Annotated in this window: 24 protein-coding genes and 1 tRNA gene; 24 read left to right on the top strand and 1 reads right to left on the bottom strand. The window is 51.2% G+C overall.

Annotated elements, in window-relative coordinates; translation table 11 throughout:
• The first annotated feature begins 146 nt into the window (after positions 1–146).
• From D0C16_RS13310 to pnp, 10 genes are all read left to right on the top strand, one after another.
• A complete protein-coding gene (locus D0C16_RS13310; protein ID WP_225318670.1) occupies positions 147–407 on the top strand; it encodes a hypothetical protein in 261 nt (86 codons plus the stop codon).
• Between the two features lie 39 nt (positions 408–446).
• Complete coding sequence (locus D0C16_RS13305; RefSeq protein WP_151032831.1) at positions 447–1,361, top strand: putative metalloprotease CJM1_0395 family protein; 915 nt, start codon at positions 447–449, stop codon at positions 1,359–1,361.
• 163 nt (positions 1,362–1,524) lie between these two features.
• Positions 1,525–1,601, top strand: a tRNA-Met gene (locus tag D0C16_RS13300).
• A gap of 287 nt (positions 1,602–1,888) precedes the next feature.
• Complete coding sequence (rimP, locus tag D0C16_RS13295) at positions 1,889–2,386, top strand: ribosome maturation factor RimP (RefSeq protein ID WP_151032830.1); 498 nt, start codon at positions 1,889–1,891, stop codon at positions 2,384–2,386.
• 123 nt (positions 2,387–2,509) lie between these two features.
• Positions 2,510–3,991 (top strand): transcription termination factor NusA, encoded by a 1,482-nt coding sequence (gene nusA, locus D0C16_RS13290; protein ID WP_151032829.1) that lies wholly within the window; start codon positions 2,510–2,512, stop codon positions 3,989–3,991.
• A gap of 54 nt (positions 3,992–4,045) precedes the next feature.
• Positions 4,046–6,838 (top strand): translation initiation factor IF-2, encoded by a 2,793-nt coding sequence (gene infB / locus D0C16_RS13285; RefSeq protein WP_151032828.1) that lies wholly within the window; start codon positions 4,046–4,048, stop codon positions 6,836–6,838.
• A gap of 100 nt (positions 6,839–6,938) precedes the next feature.
• The gene (gene rbfA, locus D0C16_RS13280; protein WP_151032827.1) at positions 6,939–7,355 is read left to right on the top strand and encodes a 30S ribosome-binding factor RbfA; all 417 of its coding nucleotides are present in this window, start codon (positions 6,939–6,941) and stop codon (positions 7,353–7,355) included.
• Positions 7,355–8,344: a tRNA pseudouridine(55) synthase TruB gene (gene truB, locus D0C16_RS13275; RefSeq protein ID WP_151032826.1), complete on the top strand. Its 990-nt coding sequence runs from the start codon at positions 7,355–7,357 to the stop codon at positions 8,342–8,344. The genes rbfA and truB overlap by 1 nt, the downstream gene beginning before the upstream one ends.
• A gap of 149 nt (positions 8,345–8,493) precedes the next feature.
• Positions 8,494–8,763 (top strand): 30S ribosomal protein S15, encoded by a 270-nt coding sequence (gene rpsO, locus D0C16_RS13270; protein WP_039915285.1) that lies wholly within the window; start codon positions 8,494–8,496, stop codon positions 8,761–8,763.
• Between the two features lie 270 nt (positions 8,764–9,033).
• Entirely contained in the window at positions 9,034–11,169 is a 2,136-nt protein-coding gene (gene pnp / locus D0C16_RS13265; RefSeq protein ID WP_151032825.1) for a polyribonucleotide nucleotidyltransferase, read from the top strand.
• A 208-nt stretch (positions 11,170–11,377) separates the two neighbouring features.
• Here pnp and D0C16_RS13260 read toward each other — a convergent pair whose 3' ends face one another.
• Complete coding sequence (locus tag D0C16_RS13260) at positions 11,378–11,746, bottom strand: hypothetical protein (RefSeq protein ID WP_151032824.1); 369 nt, start codon at positions 11,744–11,746, stop codon at positions 11,378–11,380.
• Between the two features lie 211 nt (positions 11,747–11,957).
• Here D0C16_RS13260 and D0C16_RS13255 point away from each other — a divergent pair, with 211 nt between their 5' ends.
• From D0C16_RS13255 to D0C16_RS13195, 14 genes are all read left to right on the top strand, one after another.
• A complete protein-coding gene (locus D0C16_RS13255) occupies positions 11,958–12,998 on the top strand; it encodes a sigma 54-interacting transcriptional regulator (protein WP_151032823.1) in 1,041 nt (346 codons plus the stop codon).
• A gap of 370 nt (positions 12,999–13,368) precedes the next feature.
• Entirely contained in the window at positions 13,369–14,001 is a 633-nt protein-coding gene (locus tag D0C16_RS13250; protein ID WP_151032822.1) for a DUF4255 domain-containing protein, read from the top strand.
• Entirely contained in the window at positions 13,991–14,869 is an 879-nt protein-coding gene (locus D0C16_RS13245) for a hypothetical protein (protein ID WP_151032821.1), read from the top strand. The genes D0C16_RS13250 and D0C16_RS13245 overlap by 11 nt, the downstream gene beginning before the upstream one ends.
• A 74-nt stretch (positions 14,870–14,943) precedes the next feature.
• Complete coding sequence (locus tag D0C16_RS13240; RefSeq protein ID WP_151032820.1) at positions 14,944–17,187, top strand: phage tail sheath subtilisin-like domain-containing protein; 2,244 nt, start codon at positions 14,944–14,946, stop codon at positions 17,185–17,187.
• A gap of 66 nt (positions 17,188–17,253) precedes the next feature.
• Complete coding sequence (locus D0C16_RS13235; protein WP_151032819.1) at positions 17,254–17,715, top strand: phage tail protein; 462 nt, start codon at positions 17,254–17,256, stop codon at positions 17,713–17,715.
• Positions 17,716–17,730: 15 nt separating this feature from the next.
• Positions 17,731–19,356, top strand: a complete 1,626-nt coding sequence (locus D0C16_RS13230; protein WP_151032818.1) for a hypothetical protein — start codon at positions 17,731–17,733, stop codon at positions 19,354–19,356.
• On the top strand, positions 19,349–19,876 hold the full coding sequence (locus D0C16_RS13225) for a phage tail protein (RefSeq protein WP_151032817.1): 528 nt from the start codon (positions 19,349–19,351) through the stop codon (positions 19,874–19,876). Before D0C16_RS13230 ends, D0C16_RS13225 begins: the two co-directional genes overlap by 8 nt.
• The gene (locus D0C16_RS13220) at positions 19,873–20,745 is read left to right on the top strand and encodes a hypothetical protein (RefSeq protein WP_191968484.1); all 873 of its coding nucleotides are present in this window, start codon (positions 19,873–19,875) and stop codon (positions 20,743–20,745) included. The genes D0C16_RS13225 and D0C16_RS13220 overlap by 4 nt, the downstream gene beginning before the upstream one ends.
• Positions 20,746–20,788: 43 nt before the next feature.
• The gene (locus tag D0C16_RS24045; RefSeq protein WP_191968483.1) at positions 20,789–20,947 is read left to right on the top strand and encodes a hypothetical protein; all 159 of its coding nucleotides are present in this window, start codon (positions 20,789–20,791) and stop codon (positions 20,945–20,947) included.
• Positions 20,940–21,989: a phage late control D family protein gene (locus D0C16_RS13215; RefSeq protein ID WP_151032816.1), complete on the top strand. Its 1,050-nt coding sequence runs from the start codon at positions 20,940–20,942 to the stop codon at positions 21,987–21,989. The genes D0C16_RS24045 and D0C16_RS13215 overlap by 8 nt, the downstream gene beginning before the upstream one ends.
• Positions 21,990–21,991: 2 nt before the next feature.
• Positions 21,992–22,627, top strand: a complete 636-nt coding sequence (locus tag D0C16_RS13210) for a phage baseplate assembly protein V (RefSeq protein WP_151032815.1) — start codon at positions 21,992–21,994, stop codon at positions 22,625–22,627.
• Positions 22,621–24,351 carry a hypothetical protein gene (locus D0C16_RS13205; RefSeq protein WP_151032814.1) on the top strand — a complete coding sequence of 577 codons (1,731 nt, stop codon included), beginning with the start codon at positions 22,621–22,623 and terminating at the stop codon, positions 24,349–24,351. Before D0C16_RS13210 ends, D0C16_RS13205 begins: the two co-directional genes overlap by 7 nt.
• Before the next feature lie 19 nt (positions 24,352–24,370).
• Entirely contained in the window at positions 24,371–24,748 is a 378-nt protein-coding gene (locus tag D0C16_RS13200; protein ID WP_151032813.1) for a GPW/gp25 family protein, read from the top strand.
• Positions 24,749–24,751: 3 nt separating this feature from the next.
• Positions 24,752–26,911, top strand: coding sequence for a putative baseplate assembly protein (locus tag D0C16_RS13195; RefSeq protein WP_151032812.1), 2,160 nt, complete (start codon positions 24,752–24,754; stop codon positions 26,909–26,911).
• Positions 26,912–26,930 lie beyond the last annotated feature (19 nt).

Genomic DNA, 26,930 nt, shown 5'->3' with positions numbered 1-26,930 from the left:
GTGGCAATAGGCGGCAAATTCGCCTGTTTTTTGTGCGTTTTGCGGCGTAAACTGTTATCAGCATTGGGGAATTGTTTATGCCTCATCGGCAATGCATGGTTCTGATTCGAAAATTCTGGCGTCAGCCGCTCAGGTAAAGAGGTGACATGATGGACGTAGGTTCAGTGGTTAACCAAGGTTTGATTGGCATGCAAAAGAGCCAGGCTTCCATGGCGCAATCTGCCCAACAGATCGCTCAGGCTGGTACGACCCAGCGCGCCGATTCACCGCAGGCCAATTCCCAGTCGCAGGATTTGTCGGAAGCATTGGTCAATCTCAAGGCTCAAAGCCAGGTATTCGATAGTTCGGCCAAAGTGGTCAAGGCGGCCGATGAAACTATCGGTACCTTGCTGGATGTCCGGGCGTAGGGTGGATTCCTTGTGAGTAATAAGTCTGAGGTGATTTGAGTGATCAGTAATTCGCTTCCTTCCAGTTATGCCAATACCGTTGCGCCCTATGCGCCGCTCGGGCGGGCTGCTGTTGGTCAAGAGGATACTGAACTTAAATCCTCCTCCTTTAAGCCCACTGAGCAGTTGGCTGAATCCGTGCACTCACAGAATCGCCGCTTGCCGGATGAACGCCCTAATGATGAGGTTGAGCAGGATCGCCAGGCTGCGTTGTCGCAGGAGCGACGCGCCAACTCGGGGCGCACCGAAGAAGAACTCAAAACCGAGCAAAAGCAAATTCAGGATTTGGCGGCGCGTGATCGCGAAGTGCGCGCCCACGAGCAAGCCCATGCTGCGGTTGCCGGTCAGTATGCCGGTAGCCCGACCTACAGTTTTGTGCGCGGGCCCGATGGCGTTAGCTATGCCGTCGGCGGGTCTGTAGAAGTGGATACCAGTCCAATTCCGGGGGATCCGGAGGCCACCCTGCGCAAGGCTCAGCAGTTGCGCCGCGCGGCTAACGCCCCTGCGGAGCCTTCGTCGCAAGATGGACGTGTTGCTGCTCAGGCGGCCAAAATGGAGTTGGAGGCGCGCGCGGAATTGCGCGCAAAAGAGGCGGCCGAAGCCGAAGAGCAAAATAGCCTGCGCGGCGATGATGTTAAAAAAGAGGATGAGTCGCAGGCGGCAGGCTCAGCCGGTGACGCCGAGCTTGCCCGTCGCGAGCGTGAAGAGGAGCGTATCGCTCAGGATGAAAATCGATTGCAGCGCGAACAGTTGGAGTTTGAAGAAGAGCAGCGACTGTTGGATCAGCGTCAGGCGCGCGCGGAGCTGTTTAATGAATCTACTCGCCGCAATATCGATATTAATCGGCGCTTGATTGAGATAGGTGTGTTTGCCGATAACAATGCCGTCGGTAGCTTTCTGAATAAAACCGTTTAACGGTTTTGTCATGTCGACAGATTAAATTATCTCCAGTTATCTCTTTCCGATGTAGATGGAATTTGTCTATTTGATGATTCAGGAAAAATTCTCTTGACCATCTATAATCATCTCCATATAATGCGCGACCTCACTTGAGCAGTTAGCAAGATTGAGTTTCAGTCGCGGGGTGGAGCAGCTTGGTAGCTCGTCGGGCTCATAACCCGAAGGTCGTTGGTTCAAATCCAGCCCCCGCAACCAAAATTCTTTGCGCTTTGCTGATCACAGATTAGCAAAGGCAGGTAGAGAAAAAGGGAATTCCCGGTTCTCGCCAGACAGCTGTAATGAGTCTGCTTTGTAATAAAGCAGGCTCAGGTCGAGAAGCCCCTTTATGGGGCTTTTTTGTATTCGCTGTTCAGGGTTTCGGCCCAAATCACGCAGGCCTGTGTGGTTAAGTAGTATTCGTTCGAATGGGCCTTGTGCCCATTTTTGTTTTTTAGGCCTTCGGTTTTTACTGTGAACCGCACGAGGCAAATTCGGATTAAAGCATGGCATCCAAGCAAGAAATTCTGGAGCAACTGGTTGAGCCTGTGGCGGCTTCTCTGGGCTGCGAGCTCTGGGGGCTTGAGTATTTAACTCAGGGCCGTTACACCACTGTGCGCATTTATATTGATGGTCCCAACGGCGCATCGTTGGAAGATTGTGAACGCGTAAGTCGTCAGGTGAGCGCGGTTTTTGACGTAGAAGATCCAATCGATAATGAGTACACCCTGGAGGTGTCATCGCCAGGTCTGGATCGTCCGCTCTATAAAGAAGCGCACTATGCGCGTTTTGTTGGCGAAATCATCACTGTACGCATGCGTATTGCTCGCGATGGTCGTCGTCGATTTAAAGGCATAATCACCAAAGTAGAAAATGGCGAAGTGTTTGTGCAAGTGGATAACCAGGAAATTCAGTTGGCGATCGATGCGATCGACAAGGCCAATGTAGAACCGCGCTACGACGAAATTCTGCGTCAGCACAATTTGCAAAACGATAAGGACTAGTTTTTTTAATCACCGCTGTGAGTGAGAAGTTGAATTCGCCAAACACAGTGTCGCAATGGAAAATTTACCAATCCGATGCGTTGATTTACAACGCCGGCTAGAGGAGTTAACAGAGGCAAACCAATGAACAAAGAAATTTTGCTGGTCGCTGATGCGGTATCCAATGAAAAAGGCGTTGATAAAGAATTAATTTTCCAGGCGATTGAAACTGCACTGGCTACCGCCACTAAAAAACGCTTCGATGAAGACTCCAATGTTGAAGTAAAAATTAATCGTGCAAATGGCGACTATGAAACCTGGCGCAGCTGGGAGGTTGTCGCTGATGATGCGATGGCCGAGTTGGGCACTCAGTTGTATCTAGACGAGGCGCGCGAAAAAGATTCTGCATTAAAGGTGGGTGACACCTACCGTGAAAAAATTGAAAACGCCGATTTCGGTCGTATCGCGGCGCAAACGGCGAAGCAAGTTATTGTACAAAAAGTGCGTGAAGCCGAGCGTGCGCAGATGGTGGACGAGTACCGCGATCGCATGGGTGAATTAATTAGCGGTACCGTGAAAAAAGTAACGCGCGATAGCATTATCGTTGATCTGGGCAATAACGCTGAAGGTGTTTTGCCGCGTGATCAGTTAATCGGGCGTGAAATTTTCCGCATGGGCGACCGCATTCGCACCTTGCTGTTGGAGGTGCGCAGTGAGGCGCGCGGGCCACAATTGTTGTTGAGTCGTTCCAATCCAAAAATGTTGGTGGAGCTATTCAAGATTGAAGTGCCGGAAATTGCTGAAGAAATTATCGAAATTAAAGGCGCTGCGCGCGACCCTGGTCTGCGTGCAAAAATCGCGGTGAAAACCAACGATGGCCGCATTGATCCAGTGGGTGCTTGCGTTGGTATGCGCGGTTCACGTGTGCAGGCGGTATCTAATGAACTTGGCGGTGAGCGAGTAGATATTGTGTTGTGGGATGATAACCCGGCGCAATTTGTTATCAATGCGATGTCACCGGCAGAAATTGAATCCATTGTTGTTGATGAAGATGCGTCTTCTATGGATCTCGCTGTTAATGAAGAAAATCTGGCGATGGCCATTGGTCGCGGCGGTCAAAACGTGCGCCTTGCATGCGAATTGACGGGCTGGAATATCAACGTCATGAGCGTTGCTGATTGGCAATCAAAGCAGCAAGCAGAATCCGGCAGTTACATCAATATGTTTATGAGTGCGCTGGATGTAGATGAAGACATCGCCGGTGTGTTGGTGGAAGAAGGTTTCACCACGCTGGAAGAAGTTGCTTATGTTCCGCTGGAAGAAATGCTGGCAATTGATGGCTTCGACGAAGATATCGCAGAAGAATTGCGCGCACGTGCAAAAGATGCACTCTTAACCCAGGCATTGGCTTCGGAAGAGCGTATTGAAGGTGTTGCACCGGCAGAAGATTTGTTAACGATGGAAGGAATGGATGCGGATTTGGCCGCTGAACTGGCGCGCCGCGGCATCGTGACCATGGAAGATTTGGCAGAGCAATCCATTGATGAGTTGGTGGATATTAAAGGTGTTGATGCGACTCGTGCCGCCGCACTGATTATGAAAGCGCGTGAGCCCTGGTTTGCCTGAGTGTGAGCCACAAGCGAACCCCTAGGCAACGAATAGAATCCCTGAGGAAAAACAATGGCAGAAGTAACTGTTAATGAACTCGCCAAATCGATAGGTGCGCCAGTCGAGCGTTTGCTTAAGCAAATGCAAGAAGCTGGCTTGCAGCACAAAAATGCTGAAGCGAAAGTATCGGATGATGAGAAGCAACGTCTGCTCGCCTTCCTGAAAAGCAGCCACGGCGAAGCCGCGTTGGAGCCAAAGAAAATTACTTTGCAGCGCAAAACCACGACCACCATTAAAACCGGTACGGGTAATGCAAAGAAAACCGTGAATGTTGAGGTGCGCAAAAAGCGTACCTACATCAAACGCGAGGATGAAGTGGCAGAATCCGCTGTTGCTGAACAGCATGAGCCGGAGCATGAGCCGGAAATTGAATTGGTGGTACCCGAGCCGGTAGCCGCCCCGGTGGAGCCTGAGCCGGTGGTTGAGCCTGAACCAGCAGTGATTGTGGCTGAACCAGAGTTGGTGGTTGAAGCTGAACCGGAAGTCGAGGTTGCTGCTGCCGAACCTCACTCTCACCGTATTTCTTTCACTGATGGTATTGAAGAAAAGCGTCGTGCAGCAATTGAGCGCCGTCAGGCGGAAGAAGCTGCACGTCAAGCCGAGCTGAAAGCACGTGAAGAAGCCAAACGTGCCGCTGAAGAAGCTCGTCGCCAACCGCGCAATGATAAGCCTGCGGAAAAGGCAGCTGCACCAGCGGCAAACAAAAATGCCAAGCCGGACGCTCGTCAGCAACCGGCTAAAGGAAAGCCGGCTGTGGCTGTTGTCGCGCCGCCGGCAGACAAAGAAGATACTCGTCACGGCCATGGCCACAAAAAGAGTCATCATCATCGCAATGAAGATGACGATGAAGAGAGTGGCGATCGTGGTGGCAAACGCGGTGCAGGCAAAGCCGTTAAGAAAGGCGCTGCTGGCCCGAAAAAAGCCGCCAAGATTGATTTGCTCGACTTTGTGGCGGAAGACGGTGAAGACAGCGATGTATTAGCGCGTCGCAGCCATATCCGCGCGCATCACAAGAAAACCAACAAACACGCCTTTAAGAAACCGACGACACAAATCGTGCATGAAGTTGACGTTCCAGAAACTATCGCGGTAACCGAATTGGCTCAGCGCCTCACTATTAAAGTGAACGAGCTGATCAAGCGCCTGATGAAAATGGGCGTAATGGCCTCTATGAACGAATCTATCGATCAGGACACCGCAGTGTTGATCGTTGAAGAGTTGGGCCATAAAGCTAACCTCGTGAGCGAGAATGATATCGAGCATGCGCTCGAGAAATCGCTGGAAACCGAAGGTGAGCTGACTACCCGTGCGCCAGTAGTGACCGTAATGGGCCACGTTGACCATGGTAAAACCTCATTGCTCGACTATATCCGCGAAGCCAAAGTGGCAGCGGGTGAAGCGGGCGGTATTACCCAGCATATTGGTGCTTATCGCGTAGCGACTTCGCGCGGCGAAATTACCTTTCTGGATACTCCCGGTCACGCCGCGTTTACCGCTATGCGCGCTCGTGGAGCCAAGGCAACTGACGTGGTGATCCTGGTGGTTGCAGCGGATGACGGTGTGATGCCGCAAACGGAAGAAGCCATTCTTCACGCTCGCGCTGCAAACGTGCCTATCGTGGTGGCGATCAACAAGTGTGATAAACCATCTGCTGATCCGGATCGTGTAACTAACGAATTGGTAGTTAAAGGTGTTATCCCGGAAAACTACGGTGGCGATACCCAGTTTATCCAGGTATCTGCGCATACTGGTCAAGGTATTGATGAACTGTTGGAAGCCATCTCCTTGCAAGCTGAAGTATTGGAGCTGACTGCGGTTAGCAATGCGGCTGCGAAAGGTGTGGTGATTGAATCTCGTGTAGACAAGGGGCGCGGTACTGTTGCGACTGTGTTGGTACAGCAGGGTACATTGAAGCAAGGTGATTTGCTCCTCGCTGGTCAAAGCTATGGCCGCGTGCGCGCCATGTCGAACGAACGCGGCGAGCAAGTGAAAGAAGCAGGTCCATCGACTCCGGTAGAAATTCTGGGTCTTGATGCACCACCAAGTGCGGGCGATGATTTCGTAGTACTGGATGACGAGCGCAAAGCGCGCGAAGTAGCGGCATTCCGTGCCGAGAAGGAGCGTAAAGAAAAGCTCGCGCGCTTCCAGGCTGCCAAGCTGGAGAACATGTTCTCCAATATGGAAGCTGGCCAGAAGAAGACTCTCACTGTGGTAGTAAAGGCCGACGTACGCGGTTCGCTTGAAGCTATCCAGGCCTCGTTGGCTGATATCGGTAACGATGAAGTCCAAGTGAATGTGATTTCTTCCGGTATTGGTGGCATCACTGAAAACGATGTGAACCTGGCGATTACTTCCGGCGCTATCATCGTTGGCTTTAATGTGCGTGCTGACGGCACCACTCGTCGTCTGGCAGAAACCGAAGGTGTGGACATCCGCTACTACAGCATCATTTATCAATTGCTGGATGAGGTGAAAGCGGCCCTGAGCGGTATGCTGGATCCGGAGCGTGTGGAAACCATCGTGGGTATTGCCAACGTGCGCGAAGTGTTCAACTCGCCCAAGTTTGGTCAGGTGGCCGGCTGTATGGTGGTTGAGGGTACCGTGTACCGCAACAAACCAATCCGCGTACTGCGCGACAACGTGGTGATCTTCACTGGCGAACTGGAATCCCTGCGTCGCTTTAAAGATGATGTTGCTGAAGTGCGTAACGGCTTCGAGTGCGGTATCGGTGTGAAGAACTACGACGTTAAAGTTGGCGACCAAATCGAAGTTTACGAAGTGAAAGAGGTTGCGCGTCAGCTCTAAGGTTGACGCAACACCTGTGCCCCACCCCTGCGAGGGGGTGGGGCTTTGTTATTTTTACCGGCTGGATAAAACCAACAGCCAAGTTAGAGGTTAATGGCGAATGCCAAGAGAATTTACCCGGTCAGACAGGGTTTCCGATGCGATTCAGCGTTTGCTGGCGCAGGTAATTCCTGCTGAAATCCGCGACCCGCGCATTGGTATGGTTAATATCAATGAAGTTACTGTCACTCGCGATATGGCTTTTGCCAAAGTGTACGTCACGTTTGTTGGTGTGGATGATGAAAAGCAAAGCCTGGAGGCCGCAGCCATCCTGAATAAAGCCGGTGGCTTTTTACGCACCTTTCTCGCGAAAGAGTTGAGCATGCGCACCGTGCCCAAGCTGCAATTTATCTATGACAAAACCTCGATCAAAGGCCAGGCATTGTCCTCATTGATTGATCGCGCAATGAAAGAAGATAGTCTTCATCAGCACGATGACGAGCCGTCAACTGATAGCGACAAGGGCGAGCAACACTGATGGCGCGCAAGAAAGGCCGCCCGGTAGATGGCGTATTGTTATTGAATAAGCCCGCAGGCATGACTTCCAACCATGCTTTACAGCGCGCCAAGCGTCTGTTCTTTGTGGAAAAGGCGGGCCATACGGGCGCTTTGGACCCACTCGCGACTGGTGTGTTGCCGCTCTGTTTTGGCGAGGCGACCAAGTTCTCCCAGTTTTTGCTCGATGCCGACAAAGGCTATCGCACCTGTATTCAATTGGGCGTGGCGACAGATACGTGCGACGCCGATGGCGAAGTTATAGCTCGGGTTTCTGCGGCTGCAGTTACCCGTGCGCAAGTGGAAGCGGCGTTGAAGCCGCTGCTGGGTGATATCCTGCAAGTCCCACCCATGTATTCTGCGCTTAAGCTCAACGGTCAGCCGCTCTATAAGATGGCGCGCCAGGGTGTTGAGGTGGAGCGTGAGCCACGTCCGGTAACTATTTATAAAATCGATATTCTGGCATTTCGCCCGGGTGAGCAGGCCGAGGTTGAGTTGGATATCCTCTGCAGCAAAGGCACTTATATCCGCTCAATTGCAGTGGATTTAGGTAACGCACTGGGCTGCGGTGCGCATGTAAAAACCCTGCATCGCTCACTCGCTGGTCTGTTTGGTGAAGATCAATGCATCAGCCTTGATGAGCTACAAGTCGCGTTCGAGCAAACTCAGGCAGAGCGGGGCGAGGAAGCGGCCTATACTGCTCTCGATAGTCACTTATTGGGTGCCGATGCGCCCGTTGCGACCTTGCCAATGGTGGAGTTGGCTGCCAATAGCGCCTATTACTTTCGTTTGGGCAACCCGGTTATGCACCCACAGATCTATCGAATTGCCCCACAAGCTGCTATTGTGCGCGTCTTTTGTGCAGAAACCGATCAATCGCCACGTGCATTTCTGGGGCTGGGTGAGATTACCGACGATGGTCGGGTCGCCCCGAAACGAATTATTGCCAATCGCTCCGCTAACGAAGCTTGATTGGCGCAAGCTTTACCTCACCGAGTGATCGGCAGGGTAAAAAGGCCGCGTTGACATCCCCTTCGGTGGAGATAATCAGCGCAACAACCCACCTGTAAATATGCACGGGCGGGCTGTAAATTTTCGGCATATTAGTTGAGGAAAACATCATGGCACTGAGTGCTTCTGAAAAAGCTGCAATCGTTAAAGAGTATCAACAAGCGGAAGGCGACACTGGTTCGCCAGAAGTTCAAGTAGCTCTGTTGACTATCAACATCAACAAGCTGCAAGGCCACTTCGCTGACCACAAAGCTGACCACCACTCACGTCGCGGTTTGATCCGTATGGTTAACTCCCGTCGTAAGTTGTTGGATTACCTGAAAGGTAAAGACTCTTCACGCTACGTTGCTCTGATCCAAAAATTGGGTCTGCGTCGCTAAGTGTGTACTGTGCCCGCCAATTGGCGGGCACTTTTATTTTTAGCGCTGGTATTTTCAGTACCTGAATTTTTAGCGCAAGATTTTTTAGGGAAACGTGGTAGTGAGAGCATGCAAAACATTACCGCACTGACAGGACGTATTTACCGCATTGATGATTGAACCAAATTTGTTGTAGATAAATTCAAAGCTGTAAATGAAGTGTATGAAGAAGGCGCGTTCATGTAATGAAAAGCCGAACGCAAATTAAATTGAAAAAGAAAGGATAAAAGAGTGAATCCGATTATTAAGAAATTCCAATACGGCAACCAAACCGTAACCCTCGAAACTGGCCGTATTGCTCGTCAGGCAACCGGCGCAGTATTGGCAACTATGGGTGAAGTATCTGTACTTTGTACCGTTGTTGGTGCAAAAGAGGCAAAAGCAGGCCAAGACTTCTTCCCGTTGTCTGTGCATTATCAAGAAAAAGCGTACGCGGCAGGCCGCATTCCCGGTGGCTACTTCAAGCGCGAAGGTCGTCCATCTGAAAAAGAAACCCTGACTTCACGTTTGATCGATCGTCCTATTCGTCCGCTGTTCCCAGAAGGTTTTTTCAACGAAGTACAAGTGATTTGTACTGTTGTTTCTACCGATAAGAAGCAAGATCCCGATATCATTTCCATGATTGGTACTTCTGCTGCCCTCGCGATCTCCGGTATCCCATTTAATGGTCCAATTGGTGGTGCGCGCGTAGGTTACACGCAAGAAGACGGTTACATCCTCAACCCAAGTTACAAACAACTCGAAACGTCCGAGTTGGACATGGTGGTTGCTGGTACCAAAGATGCAGTATTGATGGTTGAGTCTGAAGCAAAAGAATTGCCGGAAGATATTATGCTCGGCGCTGTTCTCTATGCTCACCAGGAATTGCAAGCCGTTGTGCAAGCTTGTGCTGAGTTGGCTCGCGACGCGGGCAAGCCGCGTTGGGAATGGCAAGTACCTGCCGTTAATCAGCCGCTCAAAGATGCAATTGCAAAGAGCTTTGGCGATTCAATCGGTATGGCGTACCGCATTACTGACAAAGCCAAGCGTTATGATCGTTTGGATGAGTTGCGCAGCCAGGCAGTTGCCGAGTTGGTAACAGAAACTTCCGGCTTTACTGCAGATGAAGTAAAAGGTGAATTTGGGAATTACGAATACCGTTTGGTGCGTTCACGTATTGTTGCCAACGAACCACGTATCGACGGTCGCGACAACAAAACTGTGCGCCCGATTTCAGTAGAAGTAGGTGTATTACCAAAAGCGCACGGTTCTGCATTATTTACCCGCGGTGAAACACAAGCCTTGGTTGTTGCTACCTTAGGCAATGCACGCGATGTACAAATTATCGATTTCCTCGAAGGCGAGAAAAAAGAAGCCTTCATGCTGCACTACAACTTCCCACCTTTCTCTGTAGGTGAGTGTGGTCGTATGGGCGCAACTGGTCGTCGCGAAATCGGTCACGGTCGTTTAGCTAAGCGCGGCGTGCAATCGGTTCTGCCAACGCAAGAAGCTTTCCCTTACACCCTGCGCGTAGTGAGTGAAATTACTGAATCTAATGGTTCAAGCTCAATGGCGTCTGTGTGCGGCTCGTCATTGGCGTTGATGGACGCCGGTGTTCCGCTGAAAGCACCAGTGGCTGGTATCGCAATGGGTCTGGTAAAAGAACCAGAAGGCTTTGCGGTATTGACCGATATCCTCGGTGACGAAGATCACTTGGGCGATATGGACTTTAAAGTAGCCGGTACCACCAGCGGTGTAACTGCACTGCAAATGGATATCAAAATCGAAGGCATCACCGAAGAGATTATGGAAATCGCACTGGAGCAAGCTCTGGCAGCGCGTTTACACATCCTCGGTGAAATGAACAAGGTCCTCGCCAAATCGCGTACTGCGGTTAGCGAAAATGCCCCACGTTTTGAAACCATCAAAATTCATCCGGACAAAATCCGCGACATCATCGGTAAAGGCGGTGCAACTATTCGCTCTATTACTGAAGAAACTCAATCTTCAATCGATATCGATGATGACGGCACTGTAAAAATTTACGCCGACAACAACGAAGCGCTGCAAGCGGCAATTCTGCGCGTGCAAGGTATTGTTGCTGAAGCGGAAATCGGTGCGATCTACGAAGGCACTGTGGTGCGTATCGTAGACTTCGGTGCATTCGTTAACTTCCTGCCAGGTAAAGATGGCCTGGTACACATCTCTCAAATCGCTGAAGAGCGCGTAAACAACGTGAGCGATTATCTGAAAGAAGGTCAGGTTGTTAAAGTGAAATGCCTGGACGTAGACCAACGCGGCCGCATCAAACTTTCTATTAAGGAAGCGGTAGCGGAAGAATCTGGTGCTGCACCAGCAGCTCCAGCTGAGGCTGCGGCGGAAGAGTAATTTTTCGCAATTAGCGCTCAACAAAAACGCCCGCTTTTGCGGGCGTTTTTGTTTCTGATACTTGACGCAAGCAGTTGTGAGCAAGTTGTGGCATCCCAGATTCGGGGGCTAGATTGACTTTTCACTACACAAAAAGCATGCATGTTATACGCGAGCCTTGTCGGATTCGCAATAAAGGGTTGTTTGGCTGAAACACTGTGTAAAATTGTTAATGCAACGCATCATCTTGGGTGGAGTCAGTGGTGGTTCCCGAATACAAAATCGTTCCATCCGGCAATTGCCGACAACTCAATTTTTGTTGTTCCATCAAATATTCCAGCGCCGCAAGTACGCGCTTCTGGTCTTCTTCAATTCGTTGCCGGGTAATCCACCAGTGGCAAATTCCTTCTAATGTATCTGCCGCAAATTGGTGTTGCGCGAGATAGCGGGAAATTTCGTTAGCTATTTGTTCAATCTGCGCTTCAGTGATTGGTTGGTCGGTCACCTGGTCTTTCCCTCGCTCTGTCCGTTGTCTAAGCGTTAAACGCAAGTCCTGTGCCAATCGCCCGAGTGTTTTTTCAGGGGGAAAAATTGGCATTGAAATACGCCGTCACTTCTTGGCATTTGGCGCGAATTGTAAGATTGTGAAAATGTCACAGGAATTTCGCAATAAATACACACAGCCTGCCAGGGCTTTGTGATAATTTCCAAAATTTACGCAATAACAAACAGGGCAGGAAGCCGGTGAGAGCAGTCAAGTTCCTTACTTAATTGCATTAAAAAATATGTATTTAAAAGGATAATTGATTATGAATAAGACCATTCACTCGATTAGCCCGGAATTGCGCGCCGAGTTTTCACGCTTAAATCTCTGCGGCAACTGCAACAAGTTTTTGCAAGTATTGGAATTAATTAAAAAAATTTCCTCGCATCAGGCCACCGTGCTCATTCAGGGCGAAACCGGTACCGGTAAGGAGAATGCGGCGCGTGCAATCCATTATTTGGGCGCGCGCGCTAACTGTCCATTTATCCCTATCAATTGCGCGACTATTGCCGACGACTTACTGGAAAGTGAATTGTTTGGACATGAAAAAGGCGCATTTACCGATGCTCGCCATACCAAAGAAGGCTTGGTGGCGGTAGCCAATGGTGGCAGTTTGTTTTTGGATGAGGTGGATAGCCTTAGCCCAAAAGCCCAGGCTTCGCTGTTGCGTTTTTTGCAAACCCAGGAATACCGGCCCGTGGGATCCAAAAAAATATTGCGCGCAAATGTGCGGATCATTGCCGCAACCAATGCGGATCTAAAACATTTGGTGGAACTAAAAAAATTCCGCGAAGATCTGTATTTTCGCTTGAATGTACTGAATCTGTTGATGCCTCCTTTGCGTGAGCGGAAAGCGGATATGGGCATTATTGCGGAAAATTTATTGCAACGATTTTCACGAGAATATGAGTTACCTTTAAAATTGTTGTCTGAGCAAAGCCTGTTGCATTTGCAGCAGCAACCCTGGCCGGGCAATGTGCGTGAATTCGAAAATACCCTGCTGCGTGCGTACTTGTTGTCATCCGGGCAAGCGATTGATATTGGTGATGAATTGCTTGCGGATTGCTTGGTAGCAGACGAAGAATTCGAAGAAGATCTTGATTCTGACATGGGCGCGGGTTTTCCTTGCAGTTTTCAAGATGCCAAGGCGCGGGCGATTGTCGAATTTGAAAAAGCCTATTTAATGCGTGTAATGCAAATTACCCATGGCAACGTGACTCTGGCTGCAAAGATTGCGGGCAAAGAACGACGAGCACTGGGGAAGTTGCTGCAAAAATATCACATTGATAAATCCATTTACCGGTAGCCAGGTTTTAGTTGGGCTTGTTTTAACGAAGCGCTTTATGCGCTTTTTTTATGCCGGTTTCCGGGTGAAATTTTACCCGCTGCAGGGTTTTCCCTAACCCACCGGGTCGACATTGACCCGGTGATCGCTGTGATGAATTTGTGCATATTGCTAATAAATTTCGGAATGGCGAATAGGTTCTTTATCAACAGAATATAGGGTCTCTATCAACAGAATGTAGGTGTCTGGAGCGCTGCCGGCATTTTTTTTACCGACATTTTCTGTGCAAACAAAAGAATTTTCTCCCGGATACCAATAAAAAATTTGCTGGCACAGCGCTTGCTGTAGTGGATAGGTATTAGCAAATAGTTTGCAATAAGGAGATACAGGTTTGGCTTCCTATAAGGCGGTACAAGGTGTTCTTTATGCGCTGCGCGATTTTCTGAAAGAGCGTATGAAGAATGATTTGGACACAGTGCTCTCATCGCCCGATGTGAGTATTTTGGGTACCGTGGAACTGCGCAAACCACCAACAGAATCCAGCGGCGAAAATGCACCCAAGATAAATAGCGTCGGCATTTATTTGCATCGTGTTTCGGTAGATCCGTTTGGGCGTAACCGTTATACGCAATCGCGCTTACCGAATTCGGCTCCTCAGCCAGAGCTTGCAGTTAATCTGCATATTTTTTTACTTGCCTGGACCACTAACGGCGAAAGCGAAGCCGTGTTAACGACTTGGGCTATGCAGCAAATCGGTTCTGCATTGGAGTTGGGTTACGCCCATTTGCATGCATACGATACGAGCTGGGCGCGCGAGGATGTTGTGCAGATCCAACCCGAAGAAATGAGTACGGAAGACCTGCTACGCATTTGGGATTCTCTACCCGGTAATTACATTTTATCAGTTCCTTATATTGTAAAAACCCTGCGCTTGTTACCGGTGCCGGAAGTGACGGAAAACAAACCGGTTACCGCGTTGGTAACTCCTTATTTTGGTGTGGGAGAAAGTGTGCATGGAAACTAATGCTAGGCTCCTGGAAACACACTGGACGCAGGTAGAAAACTGTCTTTGGCTATTTGATGCCACCAGTGCCGGGGCGGCGAATAAACCGGGCATTCACAAAATAGTTACCATCAATATTTTTAAAATCACACCCAGCCAGCGTTTCAGCTTGATCAACAAAGGGCACCGCATTGCGCTTTTGTTGCCGCAACATGCGCAGCGCAATAAAGCAAAAAGTAAAGACACTTTGCGCGCGGCCAACCCCGGGGTCGAAATTGATACAACGCAATTGCCAGTAACCAAAGCGGAACTTGCTCTTGGCGCGCCGCAGGTTACGCGCATTGAAGGCTCGTTGATTGATCCCGCGCGACAATTTAATCCGCGTTGGTTTGCGCGCAATTTATTAGCGTTGGATATGAATCAACTGGAACAAAATGCCATAGGTCTGTTTCGCCATACCCAGGCAATTAGTGCGAGCGCCGGTGGCAGTGTGCGTGGGTCGCTGCAACTGGAAAACGGTGCTGTATTGCCCTGGGCGATACTAACGCTACGTTTGCAATTGCAAGCACCGCCACCAGCACCTGTTTTTCAATTCCAAACCCAGGCAAATCAGTTTGGCGATTTTATTGTGTCGCTTACCGAACTGGCTGCGCCGGAATTTGATATGCCAGCCCAGGTTTACAACGCGCAATTGCGCATCGCGCGCTGTGCGATTAAATCCGGCTTGCCCGATCCGGATGATGTAGAAAATCTGGACGTGTTGGCATTGGCGGCGCAGAACGATGCCCCGGAATTTGTAGAGTTTGCCACCTTTGAAATAAGGCCCGGTGAACATCAACACTTGCACAGCCATGGGCGAACCGCCTTGTTGGTGAAGCCGAGCGGATAGCCGCTCGCGTTTTTGATTCGATTTTTTCTGTTTAATTTGTGAATGAATTTTCAGCCCATTGAGGGAGACAACAAATGTCTGAATATCTAGCGCCCGGTGTGTTTGTTGAAGAAGTAAGTTTCCGTTCCAAATCGATTGAAGGTGTGGGCACCAGTGTGTGCGGTATGGTGGGGCCTACCCGGTTTGGCCCGGTGCGGGGAACCCCGGAAGTGCTCACCAGTTATGGGGAGTTTGAAAAAATATTTGGTGATTCCGCTGGCTTGGTTTTTACCAAAGACGGCGTAACCCAGCCGGCCGTGGTGAATTATTCTGCGTTGGCGGCGCGCGCTTTTTTTGAAAATGGTGGCAAACAGTTGTACTTCACCCGCGTCATTGCCGGTGGAAATGATAGTGATGCCTTTGGCGCTGGTGGAACGGCGGTAGTGGCATCGGCGACAGCCGCCAATGGCTTGTTGGGAATTGCCGCGCGCTACCCCGGAACCGGGGGTAATTTGGATTTGGTGGTGAATTGGTTGGATCAGGAAAATTTGGCGCGCACACGCAGCTATCAATCGTTTGATGCGATACCGGATGGCGCAGAGGGTGTGGTTAGCATTAAGGTTCCGCTGGCGAAAGATAAGTTCACTGGCACGATCACTCACCCGGACGGAGAATTTCCGTTAAAAGAAATTACCGCGCTTGTGAAAAAAACGGCAACCGGATTAATGTTTTTAACCGGCAGCAGTGCGGAAATAGTCAACACAGATGAAACTGCCGTGATTAAAGTTGCTGCGAGTGTGCTGGGTGATGGATTAACGCAAGCCGGACTGGCGTTGTTGACCTATGAATTTAAGCAGACTTGGGCAACAGCGCCCACTGGCGACAAGCTACAAGGCAACACCCCATTTGAATTGGTGTTAAATTCAACCACCAATAACCTAACGCGATTTATTAACGTCAATATTGGTGCGAGTAATATTTTGCGCGGTACCTTAAATGTGGCCGGCACTGAATTGACGGTTGTTATTGATGATGGCGACCCGCTAACCAGCGATACGAAAATAATTCCGCTCGCGGTATTTAGCGCGTTCACCAGCCCGATTAAATCCCTGAGTTTGCAGCGTTCATTTTCGCTGCAAGCGGTGCGTCGTAAAAAAACAGCGGCTGATCCACAAGGTAAGCCGGGAGTTGGCGAAACGGTTTACGTCTCGCCGATACTGAGCCTGGAAAGCAGTGCCGACAACTATATTGCAAAAATTCTGGCACGTGCACCGCAAAAAAAATTGGATGAACTCACTGTGCCGGTGGTGGCAAGTATTCCGCCAGGCACTGCTTCCGCCAATATTTTTACCGCGCTCTATCAACTGTTTGCGTTGACTCCGACTGCCCTGAACCCAACCTCCGCGTTGAACGCGCCGCTACATGTCATAGTGCTGGGCAGCGGCAGCGATGGCGCCTTCCCCAAGGCGATTGATTACGCCGGTGAAATGGACGAGCAGGGCCCCACGGGTTTTGCAGCGCTGGAAAATGTTGAAGATGTATCCATAGTCGCGACACCGGCGGCCACAGCGGATAAAACACTGACCACCCATCATTCGATCGTGGTGGAGTTGGAAAAGCACTGCATGAAAATGCGCTATCGCTTTGGTCTGGTGGATTCGGGTGAAGATTGGAGCCTCGCAGAAGTACAAAAATTTCGCGATAATTTTGATAACTCGCGTTTGGCACTCTACAGCCCCTGGGTAGTAGTGGCGGATCCCTTGGGCGAGAAAGAAACCGTCAATGCACCGCCCTCCGGTTTTATGGCCGGCATTTATGCCCGTACCGATGTGGATCGCGGTGTGCACAAAGCACCCGCTAATACTCCGGTGCTGGGCGCACTGCGCTTCTCCCAAAACATCAACAAATTCCAACAGGAATTACTCAACCCCAAACACATAAATTGTTTGCGCTCCTTTAGCGGACGCGGCCATCAAGTGTGGGGCGGACGCACGCTTTCCAGTGATCCTGAATGGAAATACGTCAATGTGCGGCGCTATTTCCTCTATCTCGAACGCTCGGTTGAAAAAGGCACTCAGTGGGCGGTATTTGAACCCAATGGCGAGCGTCTTTGGGCCAATGTTGTCACGACGATCGAGAGCTTTTTATTTAATGAATGGAAAAATGGTCGCTTGCTCGGCAGCAAGCCTTCTGCTGCCTATTTCGTGCGTTGCGATAGAACCACTATGAGCCAAAACGATTTGGATAACGGACGTTTGATTTGCGAAGTGGGAGTTGCGCCGCTAACACCGGCTGAGTTTGTGATTTTCAGAATCGGTCAAAAAACGGCGGATGCCTGATTACCGTTTATCTAAACAATGCACAAGTTGTTCATGCTAATTCATGAAATAGTACGGAGATAAATTATGGCTGTCCCACGTCCAACTCCTTATTCTGCTTTTAATTTCCTGGTGGGAATTGAAGGTATTGATGAAACCGCCGATGTTGGTGGTTTTTCTGAAGTCTCGGGTTTGAATGCCGAGGTGACTATTGCCGAGTATCGCGCAGGTAATGCCAAGGTAAATTACGTCACTAAAGTCCTGGGAATTAATAAAAGCGGCGATGTCACGCTCAAGCGCGGCGTAATGGGCGCGCAAAATATTTATGAGTGGCTCAATGCCGCCCGCGCGGGGGATATCAAAGCGAAAAAGGCGTCGGTCACCATCAAGCTACTCAATGAGCAGCGCGATGAGCAGCCAGTAGTGACCTGGACATTGAAAGGCGTTACGCCAATTAAATGGACCGGCCCGACGCTTACCGCCAAAGGCGGGGGCGATGTCGCTATCGAAGAATTGGTGATGTCAGTTGAATACATAGAGCAGTCTTGATAGCACGGGGCTGGTATGAATTTCAATTTTGGCAGGGTCAGGTTATTGCCCGAGACGCGTTTGCATCGCACGCCTCTGTTTGATGTCGCTATGATCGGGCATCTGGAGCAGGTGGCAGATCTGGATTATTTTTTTAATAATCCAGCGATGCTCGCGGATATTCGCATGGCGGGCTATGGCGATCTCTTGGATCTGCTGCAGGCCAGCTATTCCCACTACAAAATTGAACTTGACCAGTTTCAGCGCGCTAACAAAAAAGATAGCGCGGATGTAGAAAATGCCGGCCAGCAACCTGAAATTCCACGGGCGTTTTCGCTGCAGGGATTGCCTATTCCCTTGCGCAGTCAGGAGGAGTTTCAACAATTATTTCCGCTGCGCGATGCGGCTCCGGCAGCGGCATCATTCATCAGTCGTCTTGGCGGCAATTACTTTTGGTTACCACTCGCCATCGCGGATTTCTTTCAGGCACAGGTGCTGCAATTGCCGCGTCGGTTGTGGATTATTGTAGTCCCACAATCGCTCGGGGTAGACGCATTCATGACACCCGATGCTGCGGTGGCTCCGGGCAGTAATGCACTGATCGATGCTGAATTAAAAAATAAGTCATCGTCACAGCAGCTTGAAGAATTGCTGGCACGGCAACCGGCACTGTTGCGTGCGCTGGATTTGCCGAACCTGGGGTTGCTCTGTTTGCCCGATTTTGAACGGCTGCATATATCGCCATCACTAACGCATATACCTCGCTTGCGCATCGCCAATCCGCTACCGGCATTTTTGCCCTGCAGCAGCAATACGGATGATGGCGTGCTTGAAACTGGCGCGATCGATGCAGAGGCGCCAGACGCATCCGCTTTTTTTGTGGCCCATTTGCAGCGACTGCTGCAAGTGATCGCCCGTTTTCGGCGCGACGTTAATTTGTTGTTGGCATTTCCATTTGATATGAATCGCAACGCCGAAGTGCCTCGGCATTCGCTGTTAGCGGTAGAGCAATTGCAGCAGTGGCAGAAGAATGGCGATGCCAAACTCTTGCGGCATGTGCAATTGATATTCCCCTATTTGCAGGATTCTCGTGGCAATTTAAGTTCACCCTGCGCGCTGCTCGCAGGGCAAACCCTCGCGACTTCTACGCGGCGTGGTGAATGGCGTTCCGTTGCCGGAGTTGCGCTACCCACGCTGAAGCGCACCTTCCCGTCAATTTCCCTCAAGCTTTGTGCGCAATTGCGCGAAACACCCGGGTTGGCAGTGTTGCGCGAAGAAAATGCCAGCCTGGTATTGGATGATGAACGAATTGCTGTTCCTTATATCGCTGATCAGCCCTCTACCAATTCAGGTGAGTTAGCACGGTTTATCGGTGGCTTGCAGCGCGCGCTGGAAAATCTTGGGTTGAATTTGGTGTTTGAAAATCAATTTGCAATTGATCAAAGCGAAATTTTGTTGCGCGATTTTTTTACCCGCCTGCATGTATTGGGTGCGCTGCGCGGTAGCCGGCCGGAAGATGCTTTTAGTTTGCGCCGTCACACCGATGTAGAAGGACAGGTGGTGTTTGAAATTGAAATTGCGCCGGCAATTGCGTTGGATAGTATTCAGGTAGATTTACGCAGTCACCAGAATAATCTGCAAATGGAGGTGCGCAATGGCTAATCCCACACCAGTTGCCGAACCTCTGCTCACGCGTGAATTTATCCCATTTCGGTTTGTGGTGTTGCTCTACCCTGAGGGCGGCTCTGCTGAACAACCATTGTGTGGTGGGGCGTTTAGTGAGGTGAGCGGTTTTGAATTCACTATGACCCCGAAAACAATTCAGGAAGGTGGACGCAATTGGGGCGAAGTGCAATTGGCTGGCAACACCAAATTTGCGCCCATCACCTTGAAGCGCGGAATTACTTCACTGAAAGATTTGTACCAATGGTTCGATATTAGCTCACGCCAAGCCAATTATGCGCTGCGCTTGAGTGGCCATATCGATGTGTTTGACCGCTCGGTTAATGGTAATGGCGAGCGAGTCAAGCCGGTACTGCGCTGGGAATTAACGCGCGCGATGGCAGTGAAGTTTAAAGGGCCGGATTTATCCGCCACATCGAGTCAGGTGGCGATTGAAGAATTGCAATTAGTGCACGAAGGCATGGAATTAAAAATTGCGCCAGAGGGGGATAACCCATGAGCAGCTTGCAAATTGTGCGCGCGCGTTTGGTGCCGATTAATAATGGTAAGCGCGCACCGGAAAAAGATTGGATTCCGGTGCAATTTAATCCCAATAGTTTGCGCATCAATTATTCCAATACGATGGCTGCGGAGCGTTCCACTGGCCGGAATAAATCGCCGGCGCCGCAATATATCGATAAAAGTGAATCGACATTCTCCGTGCAATTAATTTACGACACCACGGTTCCCGGCCCCGCGAAAGGTGAATTCAGTTGGGGAATTAACGACACGCCGGCAGCGGGTGACAAAAGCAGCGCCACCCATGAAGCGAATACCGATGTGCGTAACCTGACCAAAAAAATTACCGATCAATTTATGGATCCCGGCAGTTCGCCACAATCCAATGGTCACAGTGTGCCGCGCAAATGCCAGTTTGAATGGGGCGCGTTTATATTTCGCGGTATGGTCAGCAGTTATAGCGAAACGTTGGATTTTTTTTCGCCAGAAGGTATTCCACTGCGCGCAACCGTTTCGCTTACCTTAAAAGAAGATTCGTTTCAGTTTGAGCAATTGCAAGCGAAAGCTGGCGCGCGCGCGGCCTTAACCTTTGCTACGCACAACAGTGTGGGTGATGCAACTCCGCCATCCGCACCGACAGCGCCGGCCGCCGCCGCAGCCGCAGCGGGTAAAGACCCAAAAGACTGGCGCGCTATTGCTTTGCTCAATGGCATTGAAGATGCGCGTGCACAAGTAAGTGAAGCGCTGGCGATACCCAATATGGAATTGCAAAAAATTGCCAATCGTGTCGGTGCACCGGCGATAGGTTTTAGCGTGGGCGCCTCGGCGGAGTTAGGTTCATCCATTCCCGGCGCATTTAAATGGCGGTAGTTCTTATTAAACGGCATTAACAATTGTAAAACCGGATTTTTCTATGGCGCTGGTAATTAATGAATTAATTCTGGAAGTGGAGCGCACTGAACCACTCAATGAATTTGCGGATTATGGACTGCAGAGCGAGGAGCCGCAGCAAAAATTGATTCGCGATTTGGAAATTGCCGAAGAACGCAATAAGAGGTTGCAACTTGACTGAGCCCATCGCGTTAATTTCTGCCCGGCCGCAAATTGCGGTAAATGGCACGGCGCGCGCCGATCTGCAAGCGGCAGTGTTATTTATGCGTGTGAGCTTGCCGTTTACCGGTATGACGCACGCGGAAGTGCGCTTGGTAAATTGGGGTACAAATAGCGACAGTAACAGTGGCGAAGCTGGCTATGCGTTTCAACAGTTGGCGCTGGGCGATGCGGTGGAGTTAACGCTCGGTGATGTGCAAACCCCGCTGTTTAGCGGCGAGATTACCGCGATCGAAGAAGTGTACGGGCAGGGCGCACCGCGCTTGGTGTTGCTGCTGGAAGACAAACTGCATCATCTGGCCAAGTTGCGCAATAGCCGCGTGTTTGCGGCAACCAGCGTGGATGATCTGGTGCGCAGTCTGTTAAGCGATGTGCGTTTAACGGGCGATATTCAGGTCAGTAGCGATAGCGCTGACTATCACCAATTAAATGAAACCGGTTTGGGTTTTTTATTGCGTGTGCTTGCGCCTTACGGCGTTCCTGTTCGTTATAGCCCAACCGGGGTACGCGTGAAAAATGATGAAGAAGATGAGCAGCCAGTTGCTATCGATTCACAAAGTGGCGTGACATCGCTGCGTATCATTGCCGATGTAAATCGCCAGCCGCGCAGCGTTAGTGCGCGCGGTTTTAATCTGGAGGCAAATGAAAATGCCGAGAGTAGCGCGCAAGAATCCGGTGCGAATGGCGGCACAGATGCGCGTCAGTCATTAACGCAATTGAGTTGGGGGAGCGACGCCTTTTTAACTTATCCCCCGGCGCGCCATCAGGCAGAGGCTGATGCCTGGGCGCGCGCTGCCATGCGCACTCAAGCGCAAACGTTTTTGCACGGGGAGTTGCTTGCGAGTGGCAATGCCAATTTGCGCGCGGGTAAAGAAATTGAATTAAGTGGTGCATCGTCGCGCGTGAATGGCAAGTATCGCATTGTGCATGCGCAGCATTTGTTTGATACCGCCAATGGTTATCAAACACGCGTGAAAATCGCGCGCGCCAGTTGGAATTTGTGACTATGGAATTTAGTCCGCTGTTTCAAACCTTACATCTCGCGCGGGTGCTGGACAATCAGGATCCGCAAGGGCGCGGTCGAGTGCAAGTCGAGTTGGTAGTGAATCAGTTGGCGCTTTGGGCTAGCTGCATGACGAGCAGCGCCGGGCAAAATTATGGGGTCAGCTGTTTGCCGCGCAAGGATGAAATGGTGGTGTTGGCATTTATGGGAGCGGACCAGGCGATTGTGTTGGGCGCGGTGTGGAGTGGCAATAATTCGCACCCGCAAGAAGCGCAAGCAGTGGAAGATATTTATGCGCTGATCACGCCGGGCGGAACCAAATTGGTGATGGATGAATCCGCGTCGCCGCGCGTGCACATTGAAACTCCGGCAGGCCATAAAATTACTATTGATGATACCGGCGCAGGCGAAGTAATTATTGAGCGCGGTGGCGATCAGGTGAAATTATCCGCCGAGGGAATTGCCATCACCAGCTCACTCAAAGTGAAGGTAGAAGCGGCGCAAGTGGAAGTCAGCGCGGCCATGGTAAAAGTGGATGCGGGCATGAGCCAATTTTCAGGCGTAGTCAAATGCGACACCTTGATTGCGACCTCAGTGGTGGGAACCAGTTATACACCGGGAGCAGGAAATCTATGGTAACGCACGAGCCAATATTGCGCGCGCCCTGGTACGCCGATGCGAGTGACGGCACGCTTTTGCATCGCTATCTGCAAGATGATTTTGTGGAAACCTTTATTCAGGAAGCGCAGCAGGAAAAGTTAACGGCCAACCGGCATCAAGCCTGGATAGCTGCGGATAAATTCGGCGCGCAACATCCGCGCTTGCGCTTGCCCCTACAGCGTGCGTTTTACATGGTGGCTACCGAGGCAGTGTGCAACTTGCCCGGCAAGCCGGCGTTTACGCCGAAAAAAATTATTGCTGCCGGTTTTGTGGTGCGTAAAAAAAATAAATCGGGTTTGCAGCTCTGGCGTTTGCGCGATGGTAAAGCGCTCGGCTGGCAATCACCCAGTGGTTTGGACTTAACGCAGGACCCGGATTTGGCCAAACGCAATGCGCTCAATCCCTTGTTAAAAATTCGCGGCATAAAACCCATTGCGAATACCGCCACCGGTTTTAGCGGCGAGCAAACTTATCCGCTCCACGCGCGCGTGGTGCATACCGAGCAAGGGCCGCGCACCTTATTGTTTGGGTATTTGCCGTTGAACGGCCAACGTGAAGTGGAGGAGTCAACGAATCAACAGGCTGCTGGACAAACGGTTTCAGCTGCAGGTTACCTCGCTGAACTGGAGTGGCCGTTTGGCAGTTGGGATGGGCTTGCACGCGACACTGCCCTATGCAATTGCACTGGCAGCTTGCAAGACGTCATTCAAAAAATGTGCAATCAATTTGGCTGGGATGCGTCCTTGCAATTGCAAATAAAAAATGGCGTACCCACGCGCGCTTTGGGACGGTTACTCGCGCTGCTGGTGAATCGCTATCAAATTGGCGATGCAACGATCGCTGACAATGACTCGCTGCGCGCACTCTTGCAATCCATGCCGATTTTTACGCGCCTGTTAAGCGCACAGGAACTGGTTAGCATGCGGCAGAATTTTCCGCTGTTTATTCAACAGGCGCGGCAACAGAACATTATTCGCACCAGCCTATTGGGCTACCTGCAGGAACACAGTGAGATAGTTTCGCGCTGGTATAACCGCAATGAAGCGCGCATGGCACTGGGGCGGAATGAAGATAAAACACATCAAAACTCCACGCCCGGCTTTGATGCGCTGGAAAATTTTAACGGTCACCTTTACATCACCGAAGTACTCGCGCAAACCTGGCGCGCACAAATGCTGGCGCGTGCTGAACAAATTAACAATGTGATTGAAGCTGCCTTACCCTTGCCGCGTTACACGCAAGGAAAAGATGAGACCTATTTTGTGCAGCCTTTTATGCGCTACCGCGATGAATGCGATTGCGAAAAAGTGTGTTGGGGTCAGCCCAGTTTTGAATTCACTGTCGCGAGTCCTTTTGATACCCAAACCGTACGCCCGAGTGTAATTCAGTTGCCGGAGTTACGCGATATTAAAAAAGGTATGGCCAAGGGTGTCACTTTTCTTACCCCCAAATCCGTTGCCGATTTAATGCTGAAAATTGCACCGACTATGGAGATGAAAGAACAGCAGTCGCGCTCACCGCTCGATGCCTGTTTGGGTTTCAGTATCAGTTTCAGCATTCCTATCATTACGATTTGCGCGATGATTTTGTTGATGATTGTACTCAACTTGCTCAATTTAATTTTTCGCTGGCTGCCTTACGCGATTTTAATTTTGCCGCGCCTGTGTCTGCCGCGCGTCAATGTCAATGGTGATAACCCATGATCAACAAATGCGGGGGTGAATGATGGCGATGACACCGGGCTTTTCGCTGGATGGTATTAGTGAAGGCCGTTGCCATTGGGCGACAGGCAACGACAGCGTGCGCGATGTGCTGTGGAATATTTTGCTGACGACACCGGGCGAGCGCTTGATGCGTCCGGAATTTGGCGCGGGCTTGAAACAATTTATCCATCAGCCCAACAACGAAACGACCCGGCGGTTAATTGCGGATCAAGCGCGCACCGCCATTCAGCGCTGGGAGCCGCGTATTCAGGTATTGGAAATTCGGGTGGACACGGTGGCGCAATCGCTCAATGAAGTAGCGCTGCGTATTTTGTATCAACTGCCGCACAGCGGTGAACATCACAGCTTACAACTGGGGCTGCAATTGCAGAGCTAGATTATGCCGTTACCTATTACGTTATTAGATGATCGCCGGTTTGATGATTTGGTGGCCGAGGCGCGTCAGCGATTGGTATCGCAACTGCCGGAGCTTACCCAAGTGGTGGAAGGTGATCCGCTCTATGCCATTACCGATTTAATGGCCTGGATGACGGAAACCATTATTTACCGCGCGAATTTAATTCCTGAACGTCAGCGCCAGGCATTTTTAAATTTATTGCAAATTCCCTTGCGCCCGTCACTACCGGCGCGCGGATTGGTGGCGATTCACTCCAGCAGCAAGCAGGCGCAACTGCCCAAGCTTTTGCCAGATGCGACGCGCCTGAGTGCCGGTAAAATAATTATTTCCACTCGCGGTGAATTGCAACCCACACCGTTAACCTTGCGCTTGATGATTAAAGAGCGCCTGGGCATGAATGAATTAAATGCAATGGGCGTAACGCTTACACAATTACGCGAGTTGTATAACTTTGGTTCGCAAACCGCCTCACCCTTTCGCCCGCGCAGTTTTAATCTGGGTAGCGATCGCCCCAGCCTGCAGCAATCGCTGGATAAAAAATATTATTTGCTGCTGCATCTCAACGATAAAAAATTGGTGCAACACAAAGATAAGGTGCGTGCGAATCTCGCGGGCAAAATTCTTAATATCGGCCTCGCACCGGTGACTGATTTGCCCGCCGAGATTGCGCGTGAATTACCGCCGCGCGCACTGCGCTGGCAGTTATTGTGGCAGCAATCGGCTGACAGTCAGCGCGCGGAATTATTGCCGCTGGAAGTGCTGGACGACTCCTCGCGCGGCGCTCGCCAATGCGGAGTGGTGCGGATCAAAATTCCCGCCAATTTTCAGGCCTTTAATTCCGAGTTCACACAGGACCCGAAATACGCCGGTATGAATAACACGCCGCCGGAAGCACCGGTGGATGTCGACCCGCAAACCGTCATCGCCTGGTTGTGTCTGAGCGCGCCGGATGACCCGGATTTTTCGCTTGGCTTTATGGCGGTGAACGCAGTGGACGTAGTGGCGCAGGAGGTAGTGCAAGACTTGTTAATCGGCATGGGCGATGGCCGCGCCGGGCAGGTGGCCAACTTGAACCGTAGCGATGTGGATGCCGCCAGTTTGCGGATTGAAGTGAGCGAAAACGGCGCCTACGTGCTCTGGCAGCCAGTAGCTAACTTTAGCGGTTGTAGCCTCAATGATCGGGTTTATCAATTTGATGCGGCGTCTGGCAGTGTGATCTTTGGCGATGGAATTCGCGGCAAGCGCCCAGGCCCGACCGAGCGCATACGTGCGGCGCGTTTTTGCGCTGGCGGTGGCAGCAATGGCAACTTGCCCGCGGCCAGTGTGAAGCAATTGCTCTCTGCTGGAAACGCTGAATTGAAAGTCGAGCAGAACTGGCCCTTGGGCGGCGGGCTGGACGCAGAGACAGTCGCGCAAGCCGAACAGCGTATTCCTGCCGAGTTGCGCCACCGCGACCGCGCCGTTACGCGTGAGGACTTTATCCAACTGGCGCAGGACAACCCCATAGTTCCGGTAGGGCGCGCCGAGCTGATTCCGGGCCTGATGCCGGGCAATTCGCTCGAGGCGACCCAGCTGGACGTTCCGGGGGTAGTTAGCCTGCTAGTGATGCCACCGGCGGAGCCGGCCCTGAGCGCAGCACCCAAGCCGAGCGCGGGTTTGCTGGCGGACCTCTTTCGCTATCTCGCACCGCGCACCCTGCTGGGCACCGAGCTGTATGTGCTCAGTCCACAATTTGTCCCGGTCGCGCTATCGCTCAGCCTGGAGGTCATGGATCGCAGCAACCTTATCAGTGTCACCCGCGCGGTAGAGCAAAGCTTGTTAAAAAGTTTGTGGCCATTGGCCCCCGGCGGGTTCGATGGCAACGGCTGGCCCTTGGGCCGCGAGCTGGATGTGAATGAGCTGCGCACACTGGCAGGGCGCACTGCAGGCGTACTGGCGATCAACGCGTTACAGCTCTATCACCAGACGCGCGACGGTCAATGGCACAAGGTCAATAAGTTGCGCATGGATGCCTACCAGCTGCCGGAGTTGACTGAGGTGCATATCGAAGAAGGAGAGCAAGAACCCGGCCCGCCGCAGCGGGTAGTGCAACCGCCACCAGAGGCCGGCATTGCGGTGCCAGTAATCCCGGACTTTTGTTGATGAATGTAACCCTGAGATG

The organism is Cellvibrio sp. KY-GH-1 (genome assembly GCF_008806975.1).
GTDB lineage: Bacteria > Pseudomonadota > Gammaproteobacteria > Pseudomonadales > Cellvibrionaceae > Cellvibrio.
This window is presented reverse-complemented; position numbering and strand designations above follow the sequence as displayed.

Coding starts and splice junctions, on each gene's coding strand:
- D0C16_RS13230 (WP_151032818.1), top strand. CDS start 17,731: ATGAATTTCAATTTTGGCAGGGTCAGGTTATTGCCCGAGACGCGTTTG.
- D0C16_RS13260 (WP_151032824.1), bottom strand. CDS start 11,746: ATGCCAATTTTTCCCCCTGAAAAAACACTCGGGCGATTGGCACAGGAC.
- D0C16_RS13200 (WP_151032813.1), top strand. CDS start 24,371: ATGATGGCGATGACACCGGGCTTTTCGCTGGATGGTATTAGTGAAGGC.
- truB (WP_151032826.1), top strand. CDS start 7,355: ATGGCGCGCAAGAAAGGCCGCCCGGTAGATGGCGTATTGTTATTGAAT.
- D0C16_RS13310 (WP_225318670.1), top strand. CDS start 147: ATGATGGACGTAGGTTCAGTGGTTAACCAAGGTTTGATTGGCATGCAA.
- D0C16_RS13255 (WP_151032823.1), top strand. CDS start 11,958: ATGAATAAGACCATTCACTCGATTAGCCCGGAATTGCGCGCCGAGTTT.
- nusA (WP_151032829.1), top strand. CDS start 2,510: ATGAACAAAGAAATTTTGCTGGTCGCTGATGCGGTATCCAATGAAAAA.
- rpsO (WP_039915285.1), top strand. CDS start 8,494: ATGGCACTGAGTGCTTCTGAAAAAGCTGCAATCGTTAAAGAGTATCAA.
- D0C16_RS13240 (WP_151032820.1), top strand. CDS start 14,944: ATGTCTGAATATCTAGCGCCCGGTGTGTTTGTTGAAGAAGTAAGTTTC.
- D0C16_RS13220 (WP_191968484.1), top strand. CDS start 19,873: ATGAGCAGCTTGCAAATTGTGCGCGCGCGTTTGGTGCCGATTAATAAT.
- D0C16_RS13235 (WP_151032819.1), top strand. CDS start 17,254: ATGGCTGTCCCACGTCCAACTCCTTATTCTGCTTTTAATTTCCTGGTG.
- D0C16_RS13205 (WP_151032814.1), top strand. CDS start 22,621: ATGGTAACGCACGAGCCAATATTGCGCGCGCCCTGGTACGCCGATGCG.
- D0C16_RS13195 (WP_151032812.1), top strand. CDS start 24,752: ATGCCGTTACCTATTACGTTATTAGATGATCGCCGGTTTGATGATTTG.
- D0C16_RS13210 (WP_151032815.1), top strand. CDS start 21,992: ATGGAATTTAGTCCGCTGTTTCAAACCTTACATCTCGCGCGGGTGCTG.
- D0C16_RS13245 (WP_151032821.1), top strand. CDS start 13,991: ATGGAAACTAATGCTAGGCTCCTGGAAACACACTGGACGCAGGTAGAA.
- infB (WP_151032828.1), top strand. CDS start 4,046: ATGGCAGAAGTAACTGTTAATGAACTCGCCAAATCGATAGGTGCGCCA.
- rimP (WP_151032830.1), top strand. CDS start 1,889: ATGGCATCCAAGCAAGAAATTCTGGAGCAACTGGTTGAGCCTGTGGCG.
- D0C16_RS13225 (WP_151032817.1), top strand. CDS start 19,349: ATGGCTAATCCCACACCAGTTGCCGAACCTCTGCTCACGCGTGAATTT.
- D0C16_RS24045 (WP_191968483.1), top strand. CDS start 20,789: ATGGCGCTGGTAATTAATGAATTAATTCTGGAAGTGGAGCGCACTGAA.
- rbfA (WP_151032827.1), top strand. CDS start 6,939: ATGCCAAGAGAATTTACCCGGTCAGACAGGGTTTCCGATGCGATTCAG.